Source organism: Streptomyces sp. NPDC048473 (assembly GCF_043200155.1).
Taxonomy (GTDB): Bacteria; Actinomycetota; Actinomycetes; order Streptomycetales; family Streptomycetaceae; genus Streptomyces.
Window position 1 is genome coordinate 1 of record NZ_JBICXE010000085.1, and the last position, 16506, is coordinate 16506.

The 16506-nt window shown below is 69.6% G+C and carries 15 protein-coding genes and 1 riboswitch; of the genes, 8 read left to right on the forward strand and 7 right to left on the reverse strand.

The window, feature by feature from the left end:
* From ACGFU7_RS45205 to ACGFU7_RS45225, 5 genes are all read left to right on the forward strand, one after another.
* A partial coding sequence (locus tag ACGFU7_RS45205) for a flavodoxin-dependent (E)-4-hydroxy-3-methylbut-2-enyl-diphosphate synthase (protein WP_351206688.1) occupies positions 1–195 on the forward strand: 195 nt, incomplete at its 5' end.
* Positions 196–221: 26 nt separating this feature from the next.
* A complete protein-coding gene (dxs, locus tag ACGFU7_RS45210; protein ID WP_393704366.1) occupies positions 222–2123 on the forward strand; it encodes a 1-deoxy-D-xylulose-5-phosphate synthase in 1902 nt (633 codons plus the stop codon).
* Complete coding sequence (locus ACGFU7_RS45215; protein ID WP_393704368.1) at positions 2120–3517, forward strand: aspartate aminotransferase family protein; 1398 nt, start codon at positions 2120–2122, stop codon at positions 3515–3517. Before dxs ends, ACGFU7_RS45215 begins: the two co-directional genes overlap by 4 nt.
* Positions 3518–3601: 84 nt before the next feature.
* Positions 3602–4210: a helix-turn-helix domain-containing protein gene (locus ACGFU7_RS45220; RefSeq protein WP_393704369.1), complete on the forward strand. Its 609-nt coding sequence runs from the start codon at positions 3602–3604 to the stop codon at positions 4208–4210.
* Between the two features lie 33 nt (positions 4211–4243).
* The gene (locus ACGFU7_RS45225) at positions 4244–4411 is read left to right on the forward strand and encodes a DUF6126 family protein (protein WP_176729046.1); all 168 of its coding nucleotides are present in this window, start codon (positions 4244–4246) and stop codon (positions 4409–4411) included.
* Positions 4412–4431: 20 nt separating this feature from the next.
* On the opposite strand, the gene ACGFU7_RS45230 is transcribed toward ACGFU7_RS45225, so the two are convergent.
* Positions 4432–5244 carry a tyrosine-protein phosphatase gene (locus ACGFU7_RS45230; RefSeq protein WP_393704371.1) on the reverse strand — a complete coding sequence of 271 codons (813 nt, stop codon included), beginning with the start codon at positions 5242–5244 and terminating at the stop codon, positions 4432–4434.
* A 226-nt stretch (positions 5245–5470) separates the two neighbouring features.
* Between ACGFU7_RS45230 and ACGFU7_RS45235 the strand changes: the two genes are divergently transcribed.
* The 3 genes from ACGFU7_RS45235 (at position 5471) to ACGFU7_RS45245 (ending at position 10030) form a co-directional block, all read left to right on the forward strand.
* Positions 5471–7567 carry an alpha-galactosidase gene (locus ACGFU7_RS45235; RefSeq protein ID WP_393704373.1) on the forward strand — a complete coding sequence of 699 codons (2097 nt, stop codon included), beginning with the start codon at positions 5471–5473 and terminating at the stop codon, positions 7565–7567.
* Positions 7568–7859: 292 nt separating this feature from the next.
* A riboswitch (cyclic di-AMP (ydaO/yuaA leader) is annotated at positions 7860–8018 on the forward strand.
* 5 nt (positions 8019–8023) lie between these two features.
* Positions 8024–8995, forward strand: a complete 972-nt coding sequence (locus ACGFU7_RS45240; RefSeq protein WP_393704375.1) for a peptidoglycan DD-metalloendopeptidase family protein — start codon at positions 8024–8026, stop codon at positions 8993–8995.
* 189 nt (positions 8996–9184) lie between these two features.
* Complete coding sequence (locus ACGFU7_RS45245) at positions 9185–10030, forward strand: SGNH/GDSL hydrolase family protein (protein ID WP_266355780.1); 846 nt, start codon at positions 9185–9187, stop codon at positions 10028–10030.
* Between the two features lie 80 nt (positions 10031–10110).
* On the opposite strand, the gene ACGFU7_RS45250 is transcribed toward ACGFU7_RS45245, so the two are convergent.
* From ACGFU7_RS45250 to ACGFU7_RS45275, 6 genes are read right to left on the reverse strand one after another with little or no spacing between them, the layout of a single operon-like run.
* On the reverse strand, positions 10111–10989 hold the full coding sequence (locus ACGFU7_RS45250; RefSeq protein WP_393704376.1) for an STM4011 family radical SAM protein: 879 nt from the start codon (positions 10987–10989) through the stop codon (positions 10111–10113).
* Between the two features lie 8 nt (positions 10990–10997).
* Positions 10998–12362, reverse strand: coding sequence for an STM4012 family radical SAM protein (locus ACGFU7_RS45255; RefSeq protein WP_393704378.1), 1365 nt, complete (start codon positions 12360–12362; stop codon positions 10998–11000).
* Positions 12359–13174, reverse strand: a complete 816-nt coding sequence (locus ACGFU7_RS45260) for an STM4013/SEN3800 family hydrolase (protein WP_393704385.1) — start codon at positions 13172–13174, stop codon at positions 12359–12361. Before ACGFU7_RS45260 ends, ACGFU7_RS45255 begins: the two co-directional genes overlap by 4 nt.
* Positions 13175–13211: 37 nt before the next feature.
* The gene (locus ACGFU7_RS45265) at positions 13212–14366 is read right to left on the reverse strand and encodes an STM4014 family protein (RefSeq protein ID WP_393704380.1); all 1155 of its coding nucleotides are present in this window, start codon (positions 14364–14366) and stop codon (positions 13212–13214) included.
* A complete protein-coding gene (locus ACGFU7_RS45270; protein WP_393704381.1) occupies positions 14347–15318 on the reverse strand; it encodes an STM4015 family protein in 972 nt (323 codons plus the stop codon). The genes ACGFU7_RS45265 and ACGFU7_RS45270 overlap by 20 nt, the downstream gene beginning before the upstream one ends.
* A 6-nt stretch (positions 15319–15324) precedes the next feature.
* Positions 15325–16281, reverse strand: coding sequence for an STM4015 family protein (locus ACGFU7_RS45275; RefSeq protein WP_393704383.1), 957 nt, complete (start codon positions 16279–16281; stop codon positions 15325–15327).
* Between the last annotated feature and the right edge of the window lie 225 nt (positions 16282–16506).

Genomic DNA, 16506 nt, shown 5'->3' on the forward strand with positions numbered 1-16506 from the left:
GGTGAGGCCCGTGAGGCGGATCTGGGTGTCGCGTCCGGGAACGGCAAGGGGCAGATCTTCGTCAAGGGCGAGGTCATCAAGACCGTGCCCGAGTCCAAGATCGTAGAGACGCTGATCGAAGAAGCCCTGAAGATCGCCGAGGGCATGGACGACGCAGGGACACCATCGGGGGTTCCCGCCGTCACCGTGAGCTGAAACAGAACCAGAGAGGGGGCCCGAGCGTGACGATTCTGGAGAACATCCGGGGGCCGCACGATCTCAAGGCGCTGAGCGAAGCACGACTCGGCGAACTCGCCGAGGACATCAGGAAGTTCCTGGTCCAGGCGGTAGCGAGGACCGGCGGTCATCTGGGGCCCAACCTGGGGGTGGTGGAGCTCTCCATCGCTCTGCACCGGGCCTTCGACTCGCCCGTGGACCGCATCCTGTGGGACACCGGGCACCAGAGCTATGTGCACAAACTGCTCACCGGGCGGCAGGACTTCTCCAAGCTGCGTGGCAAGGGGGGCCTCTCCGGCTACCCCTCCCGCGAGGAGTCCGAGCACGACGTCATCGAGAACTCGCATGCCTCGACCGTCCTCGGCTGGGCCGACGGCATCGCCAAGGCCCATCAGGTGCTGGGACGGAGCGATCATGTCGTGGCCGTCATCGGTGACGGGGCACTCACCGGGGGGATGGCCTGGGAGGCGCTCAACAACATCGCGGCCGCGAGGGACCGGCCGCTGATCATTGTGGTCAACGACAACGAGCGCTCCTACGGCCCGACGATCGGCGGCCTCGCCAACCACCTCGCCACCCTCCGTACCACCGACGGATACGAACGCTTCCTCTCCTGGGGCAAGGGCGTGCTCCAGCAGACGCCCGTCATCGGACAGCCGTTGTACGAGTCGCTGCACGGCGCGAAGAAGGGGTTCAAGGACGCCTTCGCCCCGCAGGGCATGTTCGAGGACCTGGGGCTCAAGTACGTCGGGCCGATCGACGGTCATGACATCGCGGCCGTCGAATCCGCACTGCACCGCGCGAAACGCTTCCACGGCCCGGTGCTGGTGCACTGCCTCACCGAGAAGGGCCGCGGCTACCCGCCCGCGCTCCAGGACGAGGCCGACCGCTTCCACACCGTGGGCGCTATGGACCCGCTGACCTGCGCACCGCTCGCCCCGGCCGGCGGGCCTTCCTGGACCTCGGTGTTCGGGGACGAGATCGCCGCGATCGGCGCGGAGCGGCCGGATGTCGTGGCCATCACCGCGGCGATGCTGCACCCCGTCGGACTGACGAAGTTCGCCGAGGCGTTCCCCGACCGGGTCTGGGATGTCGGGATCGCCGAGCAGCACGCGGCGGTCTCCGCGGCGGGACTCGCCACCGGCGGGCTGCATCCGGTCGTCGCCGTCTACGCCACCTTCCTCAACCGGGCCTTCGACCAGCTGCTGATGGACGTCGCGCTGCACAAGTGCGGGGTGACCTTCGTCCTCGACCGGGCCGGAGTCACCGGACCCGACGGGCCCTCGCACAACGGCATGTGGGACATGTCCATGCTGCAGGTCGTCCCCGGACTGCGGATCGCCGCCCCGCGCGACGCCGACGAACTGCGCGCCGAACTCCGCGAGGCCGTCGCCATCGACGACGCACCCACCGTGATCCGGTTCCCCAAGGAGTCGGTGGGGGAGCCGATCCCGGCCATCGACCGGATCGGCGGCATGGACGTACTGCACCGGGCGGACGATCCCGATGTGCTGCTCGTGGCCGTCGGTGTGCTCGCCCCGGTCTGTCTGAGCGCCGCCGACCTGCTGGCGGGCGGCGGTATCCGCTGCACCGTCGTCGACCCGCGCTGGGTCAAGCCGGTCGACGAACAGCTGGCTCCGCTCGCCGAACGGCACCGGCTCGTCGCCGTCGTAGAGGACAACAGCCGGGCGGGGGGCGTCGGTTCGGCGGTCGGGCAGGCGCTCAGGGACGCCGGGGTCGACGTACCGCTGCGGACGTTCGGCATCCCCGAGCAGTTCCTCGCCCACGGCAAACGCGCCGAAGTGCTGGCCGACATCGGGCTCACACCTGTCGAGATCGCCGGACGGATCAGCGCCGCACTGGCCGCCAGGCAAGCGGCCGGAAGGACCGAGGAGAGCGGGGCATGAAGGACGACGGGCCCAAGGGCTTCGATCTGGCGCAGCTCCTCGCGGAGCGCGGCGCCGAGCGCTACGAGCTGCACACGAAATACCTCAACCATCAGCTGCCCCGCATGCTGCACACCATCGGCTTCGACAAGGTCTACGAACGGGCCGAGGGCGCGCACTTCTGGGACGCGGACGGCAACGACTACCTCGACATGCTCGCCGGGTTCGGGGTGATGGGCCTCGGCCGGCACCACCCCGTCGTACGCAAGGCCCTGCACGACGTCCTGGACGCCTCGCTCGCCGATCTCACCCGCTTCGACTGCCAGCCGCTGCCCGGGCTGCTGGCCGAGAAGCTGCTCACGCACAGCCCCCACCTGGACCGGGTCTTCTTCGGCAACAGCGGTACAGAGGCCGTCGAGACCGCCCTGAAGTTCGCCCGGTACGCAACCGGCAGGCCCAGGATCCTCTACTGCACGCACGCCTTCCACGGGCTGACGACCGGCTCGCTCTCGGTCAACGGGGAGAGCGGTTTCCGGGACGGCTTCGCACCGCTGCTGCCGGACACCGCCATCGAGCTCGGTGATCTCGGCGCACTGCGCCGTGAGCTGAAACGCGGCGACGTGGCGGCACTGGTCGTCGAGCCGATCCAGGGCAAGGGCGTGCACGCCGCACCGCCCGGCTTCCTGCGGGACGCACAGGAGCTGCTGCACAAGCACAAGGCGCTGCTCATCGCCGACGAGGTGCAGACCGGCCTCGGCAGGACCGGCGACTTCTACGCGTACCAGCACGAGGAGGGTGTCGAACCCGATCTGGTCTGTGTCGCCAAGGCCCTCTCCGGCGGCTATGTGCCGGTCGGGGCGACCCTCGGCAAGGACTGGATCTTCAGACGCGTCTACTCGTCGATGGACCGGGTCCTGGTCCACTCCGCGAGCTTCGGCTCCAACGCCCAGGCGATGGCGGCCGGGCTCGCGGTCCTCGCGGTGATGGAGGACGAGGAGACGGTCGCGGGCGCGCGCCGAACCGGTGATCTGCTGCGCGAGCGCCTGGCAGCACTGGTCGACCGCTATGAGCTGCTGCACGAGGTGCGCGGGCGCGGGCTGATGATCGGCATCGAGTTCGGCCGGCCGTCGTCACTGAAGCTGCGCAGCCGCTGGACCATGCTGCAGGCGGCCCGCAAGGGCCTCTTCGCACAGATGGTGGTGGTGCCTCTGCTGCAGAAGCACCGCATCCTCACCCAGGTCTCGGGCGATCATCTGGAAGTGATCAAGCTGATTCCGCCGCTGGTGATCGGGGAGCCGGACGTCGACCGGTTCGTCACGGCGTTCACCGCGGTGATGGACGACGCGCACAGCGGCGGCGGACTGATGTGGGACTTCGGCAGGACCCTGGTGAAGCAGGCCGTCGCCAACCGCTGACCCGGCGGGCCCTGCAGAATTTGCCGAGTTTGCCTCGGAGGCAAGGAATTTGCCTCCGAGGAAAGCTCCTGGCCCAATGGGTACATGAACACTCCAGACGGAGGGGTGGCCGACGAGCTCCCCGGAGTCGCGCCACGCCTGCGCGATCTGCGCCGCGGTCGTGGTCTCACCCTGGAGACCGCCGCTCAGCGGGCCGGGCTCTCGCCCGCCCATCTCTCCCGGCTCGAAACGGGCCGTCGGCAGCCGTCGCTGCCGATGCTCCTCGGTCTTGCCAGGATCTACGGTACGACGGTCTCCGAACTGCTCGGCGAGACGCCCCCGGAACGTGAGGCGATCATCCGCGGCAGGAGGTTCGAGGGGGCCGAGGCCGACGGCTGGATGTATCAGCAGGCCGGCGGCTCCGGCCGGGCGATGCAGGCGCTCCGCGTCCGGGTTCCGTACGGCGCACAGAGTGATCTCGTGCGCGTCCATCCCGGCGAGGAGTGGCTGTACGTGCTCGTCGGGCACCTCCGGGTCGCGCTCGGGGACACCGTGCACGATCTCGCCCCCGGTGACAGCGCGCACTTCGACTCGCTCACCCCGCACCGGATCGCGGCCGTCGGCCGCGACGGTGCCGAGCTGCTCTTCGTCCACACCCTGCTGCAGAGCCCCGCCGCCGAGCTGTGCCTCGGCAGCGGCATCCACCGTCGCTGAGACCGGTTCATCCGGTCACCAGAGAGGTCTGTCATGTCCGATTCAGAGAACTTCGACCCGCTCGGGTCCAGGAAGAACTACGAAGCCCAGGAGCGGAAGTTTCCGCGTGGCGTGGTGATCCGGCTGTTCGCCTATCTCATCGCCGGACACATCTTCGCGGCCTTCCTGTACCTGCTCTTCGCGGTGGCCGGCAAGGGCTGACCACCGCCGAGCGAGCCCGGCTACGCCTCGTCGAGGAGCCGGTCGCGCAGCCGCTCACGGGTCTCGGGCGCGAGCTTCAGGCCCTCGGAGAAGTACCGGTCCGTACTGCCCCAGTTCTCCTCGATGGCGGCGAAGGCCGCGGCGAGGTAGTCGGCGTGGGCGCCGAAGAGCGGATTGAGCAGCTCCATCACCTCGGCCGACATGCCGTCCGCCGAGGTGTCGCTGCGGTGCACCTTGTAGCGGCGGTGGGCGTCGTTGGACTTCAGGTAGTCGGCCTCGATGGCGTCGCGCTCGACACCGACCGCGAGCAGTGACACCGCAATCGACAGACCGGCCCGGTCCTTGCCCGCCGCGCAGTGCATCAGCGCGGGAACGCTGTCCTCGGCCAGGGCGTGCAGAACCCGGCTGTGCTCGGCGGTACGGTCCCGGATGATCGCGCGGTACGAGGCGATCATCCGGTTCGTTCCCTTGCCGTTGGCGAGAATCGAGCGCAGCTGGTCGAGATCGCCGTCGCGGACCATCCGCCAGAACTCGGCGCCGTCGGCGGGGTCGGAGAGCGGGATGCTCACATTCCGCACGCCCTGCAGCTCCACGTCCAGGCCGTCGAGCCGGTGGTCGGCCGCATTGCGGAAGTCGAAGACCGTGTGCAGACCGAGACCGCCCAGGAAGGCGGCGTCCTCGGCGGTGGCGTGCGCGAGATGACCACTGCGGAAGAGCCGTCCGTACCGCACCCGCCGGCCGTCCACGGTGGGCAGGCCGCCCACATCACGGAAGTTGCGGACACCCGCCAGCTCGGGTTCCGTCGACGGGATCTGCGGCAACTGCTGCGTCACAGTGACTCCTGGGGTGTCTGGCGTCGACGCGAGTCGCCGACAAGGCCACTCCCGCGACGATACGACATTGATTCCTCAGGCAATCATCTCGGTCTTTGCTTGTCGATACCTCGGTGAACCCCCGTGCTCCGGCGGTGAATCCGTCCGGTGAATCCCTCGCAAAACCGTTGCCCGACCACCCGGCATTGGTCGATGATGTGCGGAACTGTTGAAATGTGGGGATGCGATGATCGAGACTGGCGACAAGGGCCGGACCTGGCTGCTCACCGGGGCGAGCAGCAGCTACGCACTGCGAGTCACCGGACGGGACGAGCTGGTCCATCTGCACTGGGGGCCACGGATCTCCCTTGCTGCGGCCGAGGCCCTGGCCGCAGCACCGGAGCCACCCGTCAGGGGCTTCGAGTCCCCGCTCGACGGCCGCGAGGAGTACCCCGTGGAGGGCGGTCCCCGGTTCGTCCGCCCGGCCCTCTCGGTACGCACCCCACAGGTCCGCGGCACCGAGTGGGCCTTCGCCGACGCCACGGTCGACGGAGACGAACTCCGTATCGCCTTCACCGACTCCGTGCACCGGCTCGCCCTCACCCTGCACTACCGGATGCGGGACGACTCCGATGTGATCGAGCGCTGGGCCACCGTCGCCCACGCCGGGCCGGACGGTCCGCCGCTGGAACTGCTGCGCGCCGACGCGGCGGCCTGGGCGCTGCCCGCTCGCGACGGCTGGCGGCTGAGCCGGCTGCACGGCCGCTGGGCGGCGGAGTCGCAGCTCGCGCGGGCGGAGCTCACGTACGGCGAGAGCGTCATCTCCAGCAGGCGCGGCCACACCGGGCACCAGTACCTGCCATGGGTCGCACTCGACGCCGACGGCGCGGCGACCGAGGAGAGCGGCGAGGTGTACGGCTGTGCGCTCGGCTGGTCCGGATCGTGGCGGATCTCCGTACAGCGGCTCCCCGACGGGCTCGTACAGATCACCGGTGGCGCCGGCTACGACGACTCGGGGCTGCTGCTGCTCGCGCCGGGGGAGTCGTACGCCACACCCGTCTTCGCCGGTCTGTGGAGCGCGGAGGGGTTCGGCGGGGCGAGCCGGGCCTGGCACGCCTGGCAGCTGGCCCATGTGATCCCGGACGCACAGAGCCTGCGACCGGTTCTCTACAACTCCTGGGAGGCGACCGGCTTCGACGTCTCGCAGGAGCAGCAGCGCGCCCTCGCCGAGCGCGCCGCCGCGATGGGCGTCGAGCTGTTCGTCGTGGACGACGCATGGTTCGGGCAGCGCACCAGCGACCGGGCCGGGCTCGGCGACTGGACACCGAATCCGGACCGCTTTCCCGGTGGGCTCAAGCCACTCGTCGACGAAGTGCATGGACTCGGCATGCAGTTCGGTATCTGGGTCGAGCCGGAAATGGTCAATGCCGACAGCGATCTCTATCGCGCACACCCCGACTGGGTTCAGCACTTCCCCGGGCGGGCACGGACCGAGTTCCGCAATCAACTGGTGCTCAATCTGGCCCGCACCGATGTGCAGGAATATCTCTGGGAGCAACTGGATACACTGCTCTCCAGTGCATCCGTCGACTATGTGAAGTGGGACTTCAACCGCTCCTTCACCGACGCGGGCTGGCCGGGCGAGGAGTATCAGCAGAAGCTATGGATCGAGCATGTGGACGCCCTCTACGCGCTGATCGACCGGCTCCGGGCCGCGCACCCCGGCGTGGCCTTCGAGTCCTGCTCGGGCGGCGGCGGGCGGATCGATCTGGGGATTCTGTCCCGCACGGACCAGGTGTGGACCTCGGACAACACCGACCCGCTCGACCGCCTCACCATCCAGGAGGGCTTCGGTCAGATCCATCCGGCCCGGGTGATGGCCGCCTGGGTCACCGACAGTCCGAATGTCCAGCTCAACGACAGGGTCAGCTCACTGCGCTTCCGTTTCGTGAGCGCGATGGCCGGTGTGCTCGGGGTCGGCGGGGACCTCGCCGAGTGGAGCGAGGAGGAACTGGCCGAGGCGCGGACCTGGGTGGATCTCTATAAGGCGATCCGGCCGGTGGTGCAGCTCGGCGCGCTGTACCGGCTGCGCGCCCCGCGCGACGGACTCAGCGCGGTCCAGTACGTCCACGGGGAGGAGACCGTGGTCCTGATGTGGCTGGAGGCGCAGAGATACGGGGAGCGGCCCCCGGCCCTGCGGCTGCGCGGACTCGACCCCGCAGCGACGTACACCTGCCTGGACACGGGGGCGGTGCACCACGGTTCGGTACTGCTGCATCAGGGGCTGCACACCGGGCTTCGGGGGGATCTCGACGCGCGGGTGCTGAGACTCCGACGCGGATGATGGGCATGACATGTCCGTAATGGGTGCATTTAACCCAATAAGCCCTGCTTGTAGGGGAGATGGTTGCCCACTCGTGAGCGGGATCATATCCGTGACGGTGTGTGCTGGCGGGGCAGTTGGGTATTCCGTGCGCGGCGTGGAATGTCAAGATCCTTAATCCACGGAGTGTGACCGGAATTCCGTGCCGATTTCCGGGCGCGGATTCCGGTACGGAACCAGTGGCTTGTTCTCGCCGTCCCGACTCGCTTACGGTCACCGTCAATCCGGACGGACCGCCTAATCCTGCCGCCGCCCGGAATTCGCACCCACTCATCGTGTGGCAGGAGCGGGGGAACCAGGTAGGCCGCCGATCGGAGAAATCCGGCCGGCTAGGGGTGAAGTCGCGCTCAGCGCGGCCGGGCATCTCCAGCCCGAACCCGACAGCTCACCTCGTAGGCGCCGGAGAGGAAGCACCACATGCCCATATCGGGTAAGCACCGTCGTACGAAGTCCAGCACCATCGCCCGTGGCGTCGCCGCCGCAAGCGCCGGCGGCGCCGTCATCGCACTGCCGCTGCTCGGTGCCACCGGTGCCCACGCCGCGGAGCAGGCCGCCCCTGCCGCCGCCCCGCAGTCGGCCTCCGCCGCCACGCACGCCGCCCCGGCCAAGCCGGCTGCGCAGAAGCAGGCCGCCACTACGACGTACTCCGTCGTCTCCGGCGACTACCTGTCGAAGATCGCCGCCGAGCACAAGGTCAAGGGCGGCTGGCAGAAGCTGTACCAGGACAACCGCAAGGTCGTCGGCGAAGACCCCAGCCTGATCTTCCCGGGCATGAAGCTGACGCTCGGCGGCAAGGCGTGGGGCGACTCCGCGCCCACCGGCGCCGGCACGGGCGCGGCCCTCCCGTCGAAGGCCCCCTCGGTGCCCTCGTCGGTCGTGGAGAAGTCCGCCCCGGCCAAGTCCGCCCCGGCCAAGTCCGCCCCGGCCAAGGCCTCGACGGTCACGGAGTCCAAGACCTCCGCCCCGGCCGACCAGGGCAACAGCTCCGGCTACACCCACCCGGTCCCCGGCAACCACACCACCGGATACCGCGCCTCCGGCTCCAACTGGTCCAGCGGCAGCCACACCGGGATCGACTTCCCCGTCTTCACCGGCACCAGTGTGAAGGCCATCACCTCCGGCACCGTCGTCACCGCCGGCTGGGGTGGCGCGTACGGCAACCAGGTCGTCATCAAGCACGCCGACGGCCACTACTCGCAGTACGGCCACCTGTCCTCGATCTCCGTCTCCGCGGGCCAGAGCGTGAGCACCGGTCAGCAGATCGGCCTCTCCGGCGCCACCGGCAACGTCACAGGACCGCACCTGCACTTCGAGGTCCGCACGGGCCCGGCGTACGGCTCGGACATCGACCCGATCGCCTACCTGGCTTCGCACGGCATCTACGTCTGAGCCGAACGGCCCGGCAGTTGAGCAACAAAGCATGACCTGAGCAACACAGAAGGGGCGGTGCGCGGCGGCGCACCGCCCCTTCTGCTTATTCCCCCTTTACCAAAACCTGACCGGGTGGTCTATCTCACCACCCGTCAACCCCTTATTACGGTCGCGTAGGTCACATTCGGCGGTGCAGGATAAGCGTTTGTGGCAGACGATTCGAGAAAAAATCAACGTGGCGTCATCAACCGACATGGCGTCATCGGGTCGTACGCAGCGATTGGCGACAGCTTCACCGAGGGAGTCGGCGACCCCGGCCCGGACGGAACCTTCGTCGGCTGGGCGGACCGTTTCGCGGTACTTCTCGCGGACCAGCTCCCGGACCCCGATGCGGGGACGAGCACCGAAGGTTCCGCTCACGGGAATTTCAGGTACGCCAATCTCGCCGTACGCGGACGCCTCCTCGACCAGATCGTCGAGGAGCAGGTGCCGCGCGCCAAGGAGCTCGCACCCGACCTGGTGAGCTTCTGCGCGGGTGGCAACGACATCATCAGGCCCGGCACCGACCCCGACGACGTGGCCGAGCGCTTCGAGCGCGCGGTCGCCGAGCTGACCGAATCGGTCGGCACCGTCCTGGTCACCACCGGCTTCGACACCCGTGGCGTTCCCGTGCTGCGCCATCTGCGCGGCAAGATCGCCACCTACACCGCCCATGTGCGGTCCATCGCCGACCGCTACGACTGCCCGGTCCTCGACCTGTGGTCGCTGCGGTCCGTTCAGGACAGGCGCGCCTGGGACGACGACCGGCTCCATCTGTCGCCCGAGGGACACACCAGGGTCGCGCTGCGCGCCGCCCAGGTCCTCGGCATCGATGTGCCGGCCGACCCGGACCAGGAATGGCCCCCGCAGGCACAGCGCGGCACGCTCGAAGTACGGCGCGACGACATCCACTGGGCGCGCGAGTACCTGGTCCCGTGGATAGGCCGGCGGCTGCGCGGCGAGTCCTCCGGCGACCATGTCGAGGCGAAGAGGCCGGACCTCCTGCCGCTCTAGGGGTGTCCGGCCATTCCGCCGGACAGGCCCTGGGGGCGTCCGCCGCCGTAGTGCCCTCGCTCGCCGGACGGGCCCGAGGTTCAGGCCCGTCCGGCGAGGGGCGACAACGGGGGCGCCGGTATCCGCTCCAGCACACCGCCCGCGAAGACGTCGTACAGCGGCAGCGTCTCCAGATGCACATAGCCGATGTGGCAGTCGCAGACGGCCAGCGGACAGGCCCGCGGGCCGAGCGCGCGCCGGTAGCTCCCGTCGTAGAGATTGCCGAGCTCCGCCGGGACGAAATGGCAGCGCCGCACCGTGCCGTCACCGTCCACAGAGATGACCGACTCGCCCGTCCGGCAGGGCAGTCCGGCCGACCGGTGCGGATGCCGGCTGTACGGGAAGAGCGGGTCGAGGGCCGTCCAGCGGTCCGCTTCCTCGTCCGTGTAGGTGCGCCCCTCCGCGGCGTTCACCCAGAGATAGACCTCGTCCGGCAGCGCGGTACGCAGCCGACGTGCCTCGTCGAGATGCTCGTCGAGACCGACGACACCGACGCTGTGCCGAATGCCCAGCGCGGTCAGCTCCCGGCACTTGGTGAGGAACCGCTCGTACGGCGTCTGCCCCGGGTGGTACGTGCACCAGAGCGCGATCTTCTCGCGGCCGGCGTCACCCGCCTCGGCCAGCCACCCCGTACGGCTGCTGATGTTCGTCTGGATCGCGACCCGGCCGATGTGCGGCAGTTGCGCCAGCTCGACCAGCGCACGGCGGTACCAGGAGCGGACCAGACCCTCGCCCCACGGGGTGAACAGGACCGAGATCCGGTCGCCGGTCCGCGCCGCGGCCCACGCCGTGAACCGCTCCAGCGCGGCGCGGTCGGCACGCAGCTGCTCCCGGCTGTCGCGCCGCTTGGCGAACGGGCAGTAAGGGCAGTCGTAGTCGCAGGACGCGAGCGGACCGCGGTAGAGAATGGTCAGGTCCATGGGCGCGCTCACTTCAGTTCGTACGCGGCCATCGCGGCCCGTACGCCGGGGGAGAAGAGTTCGGGGCCCAGTGCGTCGGAGTGGGCCAGGCCCTCGGCGGAGAGCCGCAGCAGGCCGGACGGTCCGGCCGTCGCGTCGAGCCAGCCGCGCGCCTCGAACCGGGCCAGTTGCATGGGGAAGTCGTCGGCCGGGGAGGTACCGAACCGCTCCCGGTAGTCGGCCAGTTGCAGCCCCTTGGCCTGGAGGACCGACTGCAGGAGGTGGCGGCGGCGCGCCTCGTCGCCGTCGACGTACCGTCCGACCTCGGCGCGCGAGAAGTCCTCCGTCCCGGTGTAGCTGTCGATGATCGCCCGTACCTCCCGCATCTCCACCGCGTAGTCGAAGGAGTAGTGCAGCTTCGAGGTGTACGAACGGGCGCCGCAGCCCAGGCCGATCATGCCGTCGGTCTGGCAGGCGTAGTCGTCGGGGCCGTCCGTCCGCGGGGCGTCGGTGCGGCGGAACATCCGCATGGACACCTGCTCGTAGCCGTGGGCGAGCAGATGGTCCCGGCCCGCGCGGTACAGCCGCAGTCGCTGCTCGTCCCAGGCGGCGTCCGCCGCTGCCTCGCCGTCGGCGCCGAGCCGTCCGAGACCGGTCAGCGGGCGGACATACAGCGGATAGAGATACAGCTCCTCCGGCTGCCAGCAGAGTGCCGCGTCCAGCGAGGTGCGCCAGCTGTCCTCGGTCTGCCCTTCGATGCCGTAGATCAGGTCGATGTTCAGGATCGGGATGCGGGCATCACGTATCCGGTCCAGCGCCGCCTCCACATCGGCGCGGCGCTGCGGTCGCACAGCGGCACGCGCCTCGGCTTCGACGAAGCTCTGCACGCCGATGCTGATCCTGGTCGTCCCGCGGTCGGCGAGTACGGCCAGCCGGTCGGCGGTCGCGGTCGACGGCGACGTCTCGACCGACAGCGGAACGGACCGCAGATCGGCGCCCATCCGCTTCTCCGCGATGTCGCAGAGCCGCTCCAGCTCCGCGGCTGTCAGGAACGTGGGAGTGCCCCCGCCGAACGCCGCCGCGGCGAAACGCACCGGCTCGGCGTCTCCCAGCGCGTCGCGGACGGCGGTGGCCTGCCGGTCCAGTGCGTCGAGATACCTGGTCGTCAGCTCATCGGGAGCGCCGATCCGGGTGAAGAGATTGCAGAAGCCGCAGCGGACCTCGCAGAACGGTATGTGGAGATAGAGCGAGAGCGCGTCCTTGCGCTCGGCCACCCACAGCTCGTGCAGCGCCGGCCGGTCGGCGAGAGGACGATAGGCGGTCTTGTGCGGGTAGGCGTAGACATAGCTCTGGTACGGGCGGGTGGTCGGCGCGGCGGTCGTGGTGCGGCTCATGGTGCGGTGGCCCCCGGTTCCAGGAAGAAGTGGGCGTACGGAACGGTCCAGACGGACTCGTGACCGAGCCGGTGACCGGTGTAGCCGTCATCCCCGTACGCCGTTCCGTGGTCGGAGCAGACGATGGCGAAACAGCGGCGGCGGCTGCTCGCGGCGGCGAAGAGCCGGCCGATGTGGGCGTCGACGTACTCCAGGGCGGCGGCATGGGTGGCGCGGGAATCGCCCGCCTCGCGCGTGGCCCCCGGCTGGTGGAACCAGTTGGGCTGGTGCAGAGCGGCCACATTGACGAAGAGGAACAGCCGCTGATCGGCGGGGAGCTCGGCGACGACCTGCTCGGCGCGGGCCACCTGCGCCTCGAAGGAGGTGGACGACGCGACGCCGAACTCCGGTTCCCAGTGGCTCTCCTGGAACATGCCGGGCAGTACGGAGCCGAGCGGACCCTGCTGGTTGAAGAAACCGACGCCGCCGATGCACACCGTGCGGTAGCCCGCATCGGCGAGGCCGGACAGCAGATCGGGGGTGTCGAAGACAAAGGTGCCCGAAGCGGTGGACTCACTGCCCGCGAAACGTGCCGCGAACAGCCGGGGATGCGGCCCCCGGCCGGCCGGTGTCGGCAGGAATCCGGCGAAGATCGCCTGATGGGAGGCGTAGGTGAAGCTGCCGGGCGCATGCCGCTTCTCCCAGACACCGTCCGGCAGATGGCGCGCCAGATGCGGAATGCGTCCGGCGGCGGCGAGCTCCGCCGCCACGTCGTAGCGCAGCGTGTCGAGGGTGATGAGCAGCAGGTCGTGGCTGCCCACGATCTCGCTCATGTCGGGGTTCCGGGCGTCCGCGAGGGCGGGCGCGGTGTCAGGGAGTGGCGGTTGCACGGTGGTTCCTTGCTCTGTTCAGTACGGCGGCGACCTGCGCCGCATAGGTGTCCAGGCCCTCGGCGCCGCTGCCGGGAAGTCCGGTCAGCCGTGGCAATAGATCGCCGAAGGCGTTGACCTCGCCGACGGCGAAGCGCCGCCAGCCGGTCGCGGGCAGCAGATCGACGCCCACACACAGCGTGTCCGGGAAACAGGCTGCTGCCCGTTCGCATACGGCCAGGGCCTGCGCCCAGCTGCCGCCCGCGGCCTCGACGGCCGCACGGACGTCGTCGAGACTTCCGCGCTCGCCGCCGAGGTGAAGATTGGTCATGGGGGAGTGGCTGGTGCGCACGACGGCATGGGTGGCCCGGCCCGCCACCACCACGACCCGCAGATCGGCCGCCCGGCCGCGCTGGGCGGCCTTGGGCAGCCAGCGCTCGATGTGCAGCCCGTCCGGTGCGAGTGCGTCGACGATCGCCGCGACCTCCCGCTCCGTCGTACAGCGACGCAACCGCAACGAGTTGAATAGCCGGCCGGCCGTGTCGCGCTCCACCGATGTGGTGGCCCTGACCCGGCCGGGCCCGGCCGTCTCCACGGCCAGCACCCCTGAGGCGGACGAACCGTGCGCGAGCTTCACAAAGGCCCGGGGCATGCCATGGGCCGTCATCCGGTCGCGTACGTCCGCCCAGTCGCGCACCGCGGGAGCCGCGGCCCCCGAGGTCGGCGACGCGGGTACGGGCACTTCGGCACCGTCCAGTACGGCATGGCAGAGCCGCTTGTCGAACAGCACCGCGACATCGCCGGGGTCGTCGAGCAGAACGGCACCGGAAGCGGCTGCCGCCCGCGCCACCGCCCGTACGGCCGAGGTGAACCGGGCGTACCACAGGGCGGTCCCTTCGACCCTGGTCGGATCGCCGACCGCCCGGAGCAGCCGCTCCACCTCGGCGTCCTCACCGGGCGAGTCCATCCGTACGGTCTCGCCCGGCCGGAAGGCGGCCTCGCCGCGCAGGACGTCCAGCCAGGGCACGACCCGCGCGGGTGGCAGCCCGGCGGCGCGCACGGCGTCCTGGAAGAGCGCGACCCGGCGGTTGCCGGGCACACCCACGACGACGAAGCGCGGCGCCGGGCCGCTCGTCCTACTCGGTGACGGCGACATAGCGCTCGTCGTCCTCTTCCGGATCCCAGTACTCGACCTCATGGATCTCGCCGTTCACCCGGTCGGAACCGAGCAGGCTCCCGAGGCGGTCCACCAACGCGTCGCTGATGTAGTGATGGTGCAGATCCAGCGAGGTCAAGTGGGTGAGCGGCTGGCCCGAGAGCAGCGCCTCGGCACCCTCGTCGCCCAGGGTCCCCATCGCGAGGGAGAGCGACTCCAACTGGGCCACGACCGGGGCGGAGGCGACCGCGGCCGCGATCTCGTCCTGGATCTCGCTGTTCTGCAGCCCCAGATGGCGCAGGGCCGGGAACGCCGCACCCGACAGCAGCGGCGCGAGGTCCTCGACCGTCGCGTCCCCGCCGTACTCGGTGACGCCGAGCCAGAGTTCGAGGTGCTTCAGCGCGGGCAGCTCCGACGCTCCGATCGCCCGCACGATGCCGGACGGCAGTCCGCCCGACTCGAACCGCAGCGACTTGAGCGCCTTGTGCCGCACCGGCTGCAGACCGAGCGTCTCCTTGCCGTCGATCGGCTCGCCGCACCCGCGAACCGTCAACTCCTCCAGGTGCCCGAACGCCTCGATCACCGGGGTGATGTCGGCCATCTCCAGCCACGACAGCTCGCACTCCTCGCTGACGACATCGGCGAGGAAGAGCGCTTTCAGGGCCGGAAGGCGGTCCGCATGGGCGGCCAGCAGATCGACGACGGGGGCGAAGGATTCGTACTCCTCCTGCCACCAAGGACCGATCAGCAGGGCCCGCACCCGCGACGTGTCGACCGTGTCGAGGAAGTACTGCCACAGCGCGGCGAACGTCAGATCGCCCTGCCAGGCGCTCTCCAGTCGCCACGCGACCGAGCCGGCGTCCGGGAGAGGGCCGGTGCGCGACCGGTCCGGTCCCGGCAGGGTCAGGACCGGCAGGCCGTGGAACGTCTCCGGGTGCTCGATGTCAGTCATCGCGGATCACTCCGAAATCGCGGTGTAGCGGCCTTCGATACCGCGGTCGCCCCAGGGCTCCTCGCGTTCCGAAACATCGACCTGTACGCCGTGGGGTTCCAGCACCTGCACGATCCGGCGCTCCACCGGCTCGGTCATGAAGTGGTGGTGCAGATCGAGCCGTTCGAGATGGGTGAGCGGCTGGCCGTCCAGCAGCGCCGCCGCGCCCTCGTCGCCCAGCGTGCCGTGCGACAGGTCGAGGGTGCGGAGCTGGGCGACGACCGGGGCACCCGCGACGGCCGTCGCGATCTCGTTCTGCACCTCGCTGTTGCGCAGGCCGAGGTGGTGGAGCCGGGGGAAGCGGGAGCCGGAGAGCAGCGGGGCCAGGTCAGCCACATCGGCGTCGCCCCCGTACGCGGAGACACCGAGCCAGAGGTCGAGCCGTTCCAGTGCGGGCAGTTCGCTGTCCAGGATGCCGCGGATCACACCGACGGGCAGGCCGCCCGTCTCGATGGTCAGAGAACGCAGACGCTCGTGCTTCGAGGGGGAGAAGACCAGATCTGTGCCGCCGCGCACACCAAGCTCCAGCAGTCCGGGGAACGCGGTCAGCAACGCCGTGACATCGGACTGCTCGATCCAGGAGATCTCGCTCTCCTCCGGGGTGATGTCGCCGACGAAGACGGCCTCCAGCGAGGTCAGCCGGTCGGCCGCGGCAATGACCAGATCGATCGGGTAGGACGAGGTCTCCTCGTACGACTCGCCCCACTGACCGATGATCAGCGCCCGCACACCGGCCGGGTCGACCGCCGTCAGAAACACCTGGAACGCCTCCTCCCAGGTCATCTCGCACTCGTCGTCGTACGGATCGACCGAGATGCGCCAGGCCGCCGCATCGGCGGCCTGCACCGGCGCCTCTTTCGTCGCGTGCTGGAAGTCGACGGCGGGAAGGCCGAACAACTCGTGCAGATGGTCCACACCGGACATGACCCTGAGCTCCTGGTACTGGGGGACGGCTGATGTCCGCAAGGTTTATCAAGCCGCACTGACAACGGCGCGACCGGGGACCGTCCGTGACATGTCCACCGACGCACGCGGGAGCCGGCCGCCGGTCGATTGATGCTCCTATTGGTAGTCAAGGGAGGCCGAGAACCTGGTGGTGGTCCGGTCAGGTTTGGTAGGGGTGAAGGGTGACGCTCTCGGATCGGACGT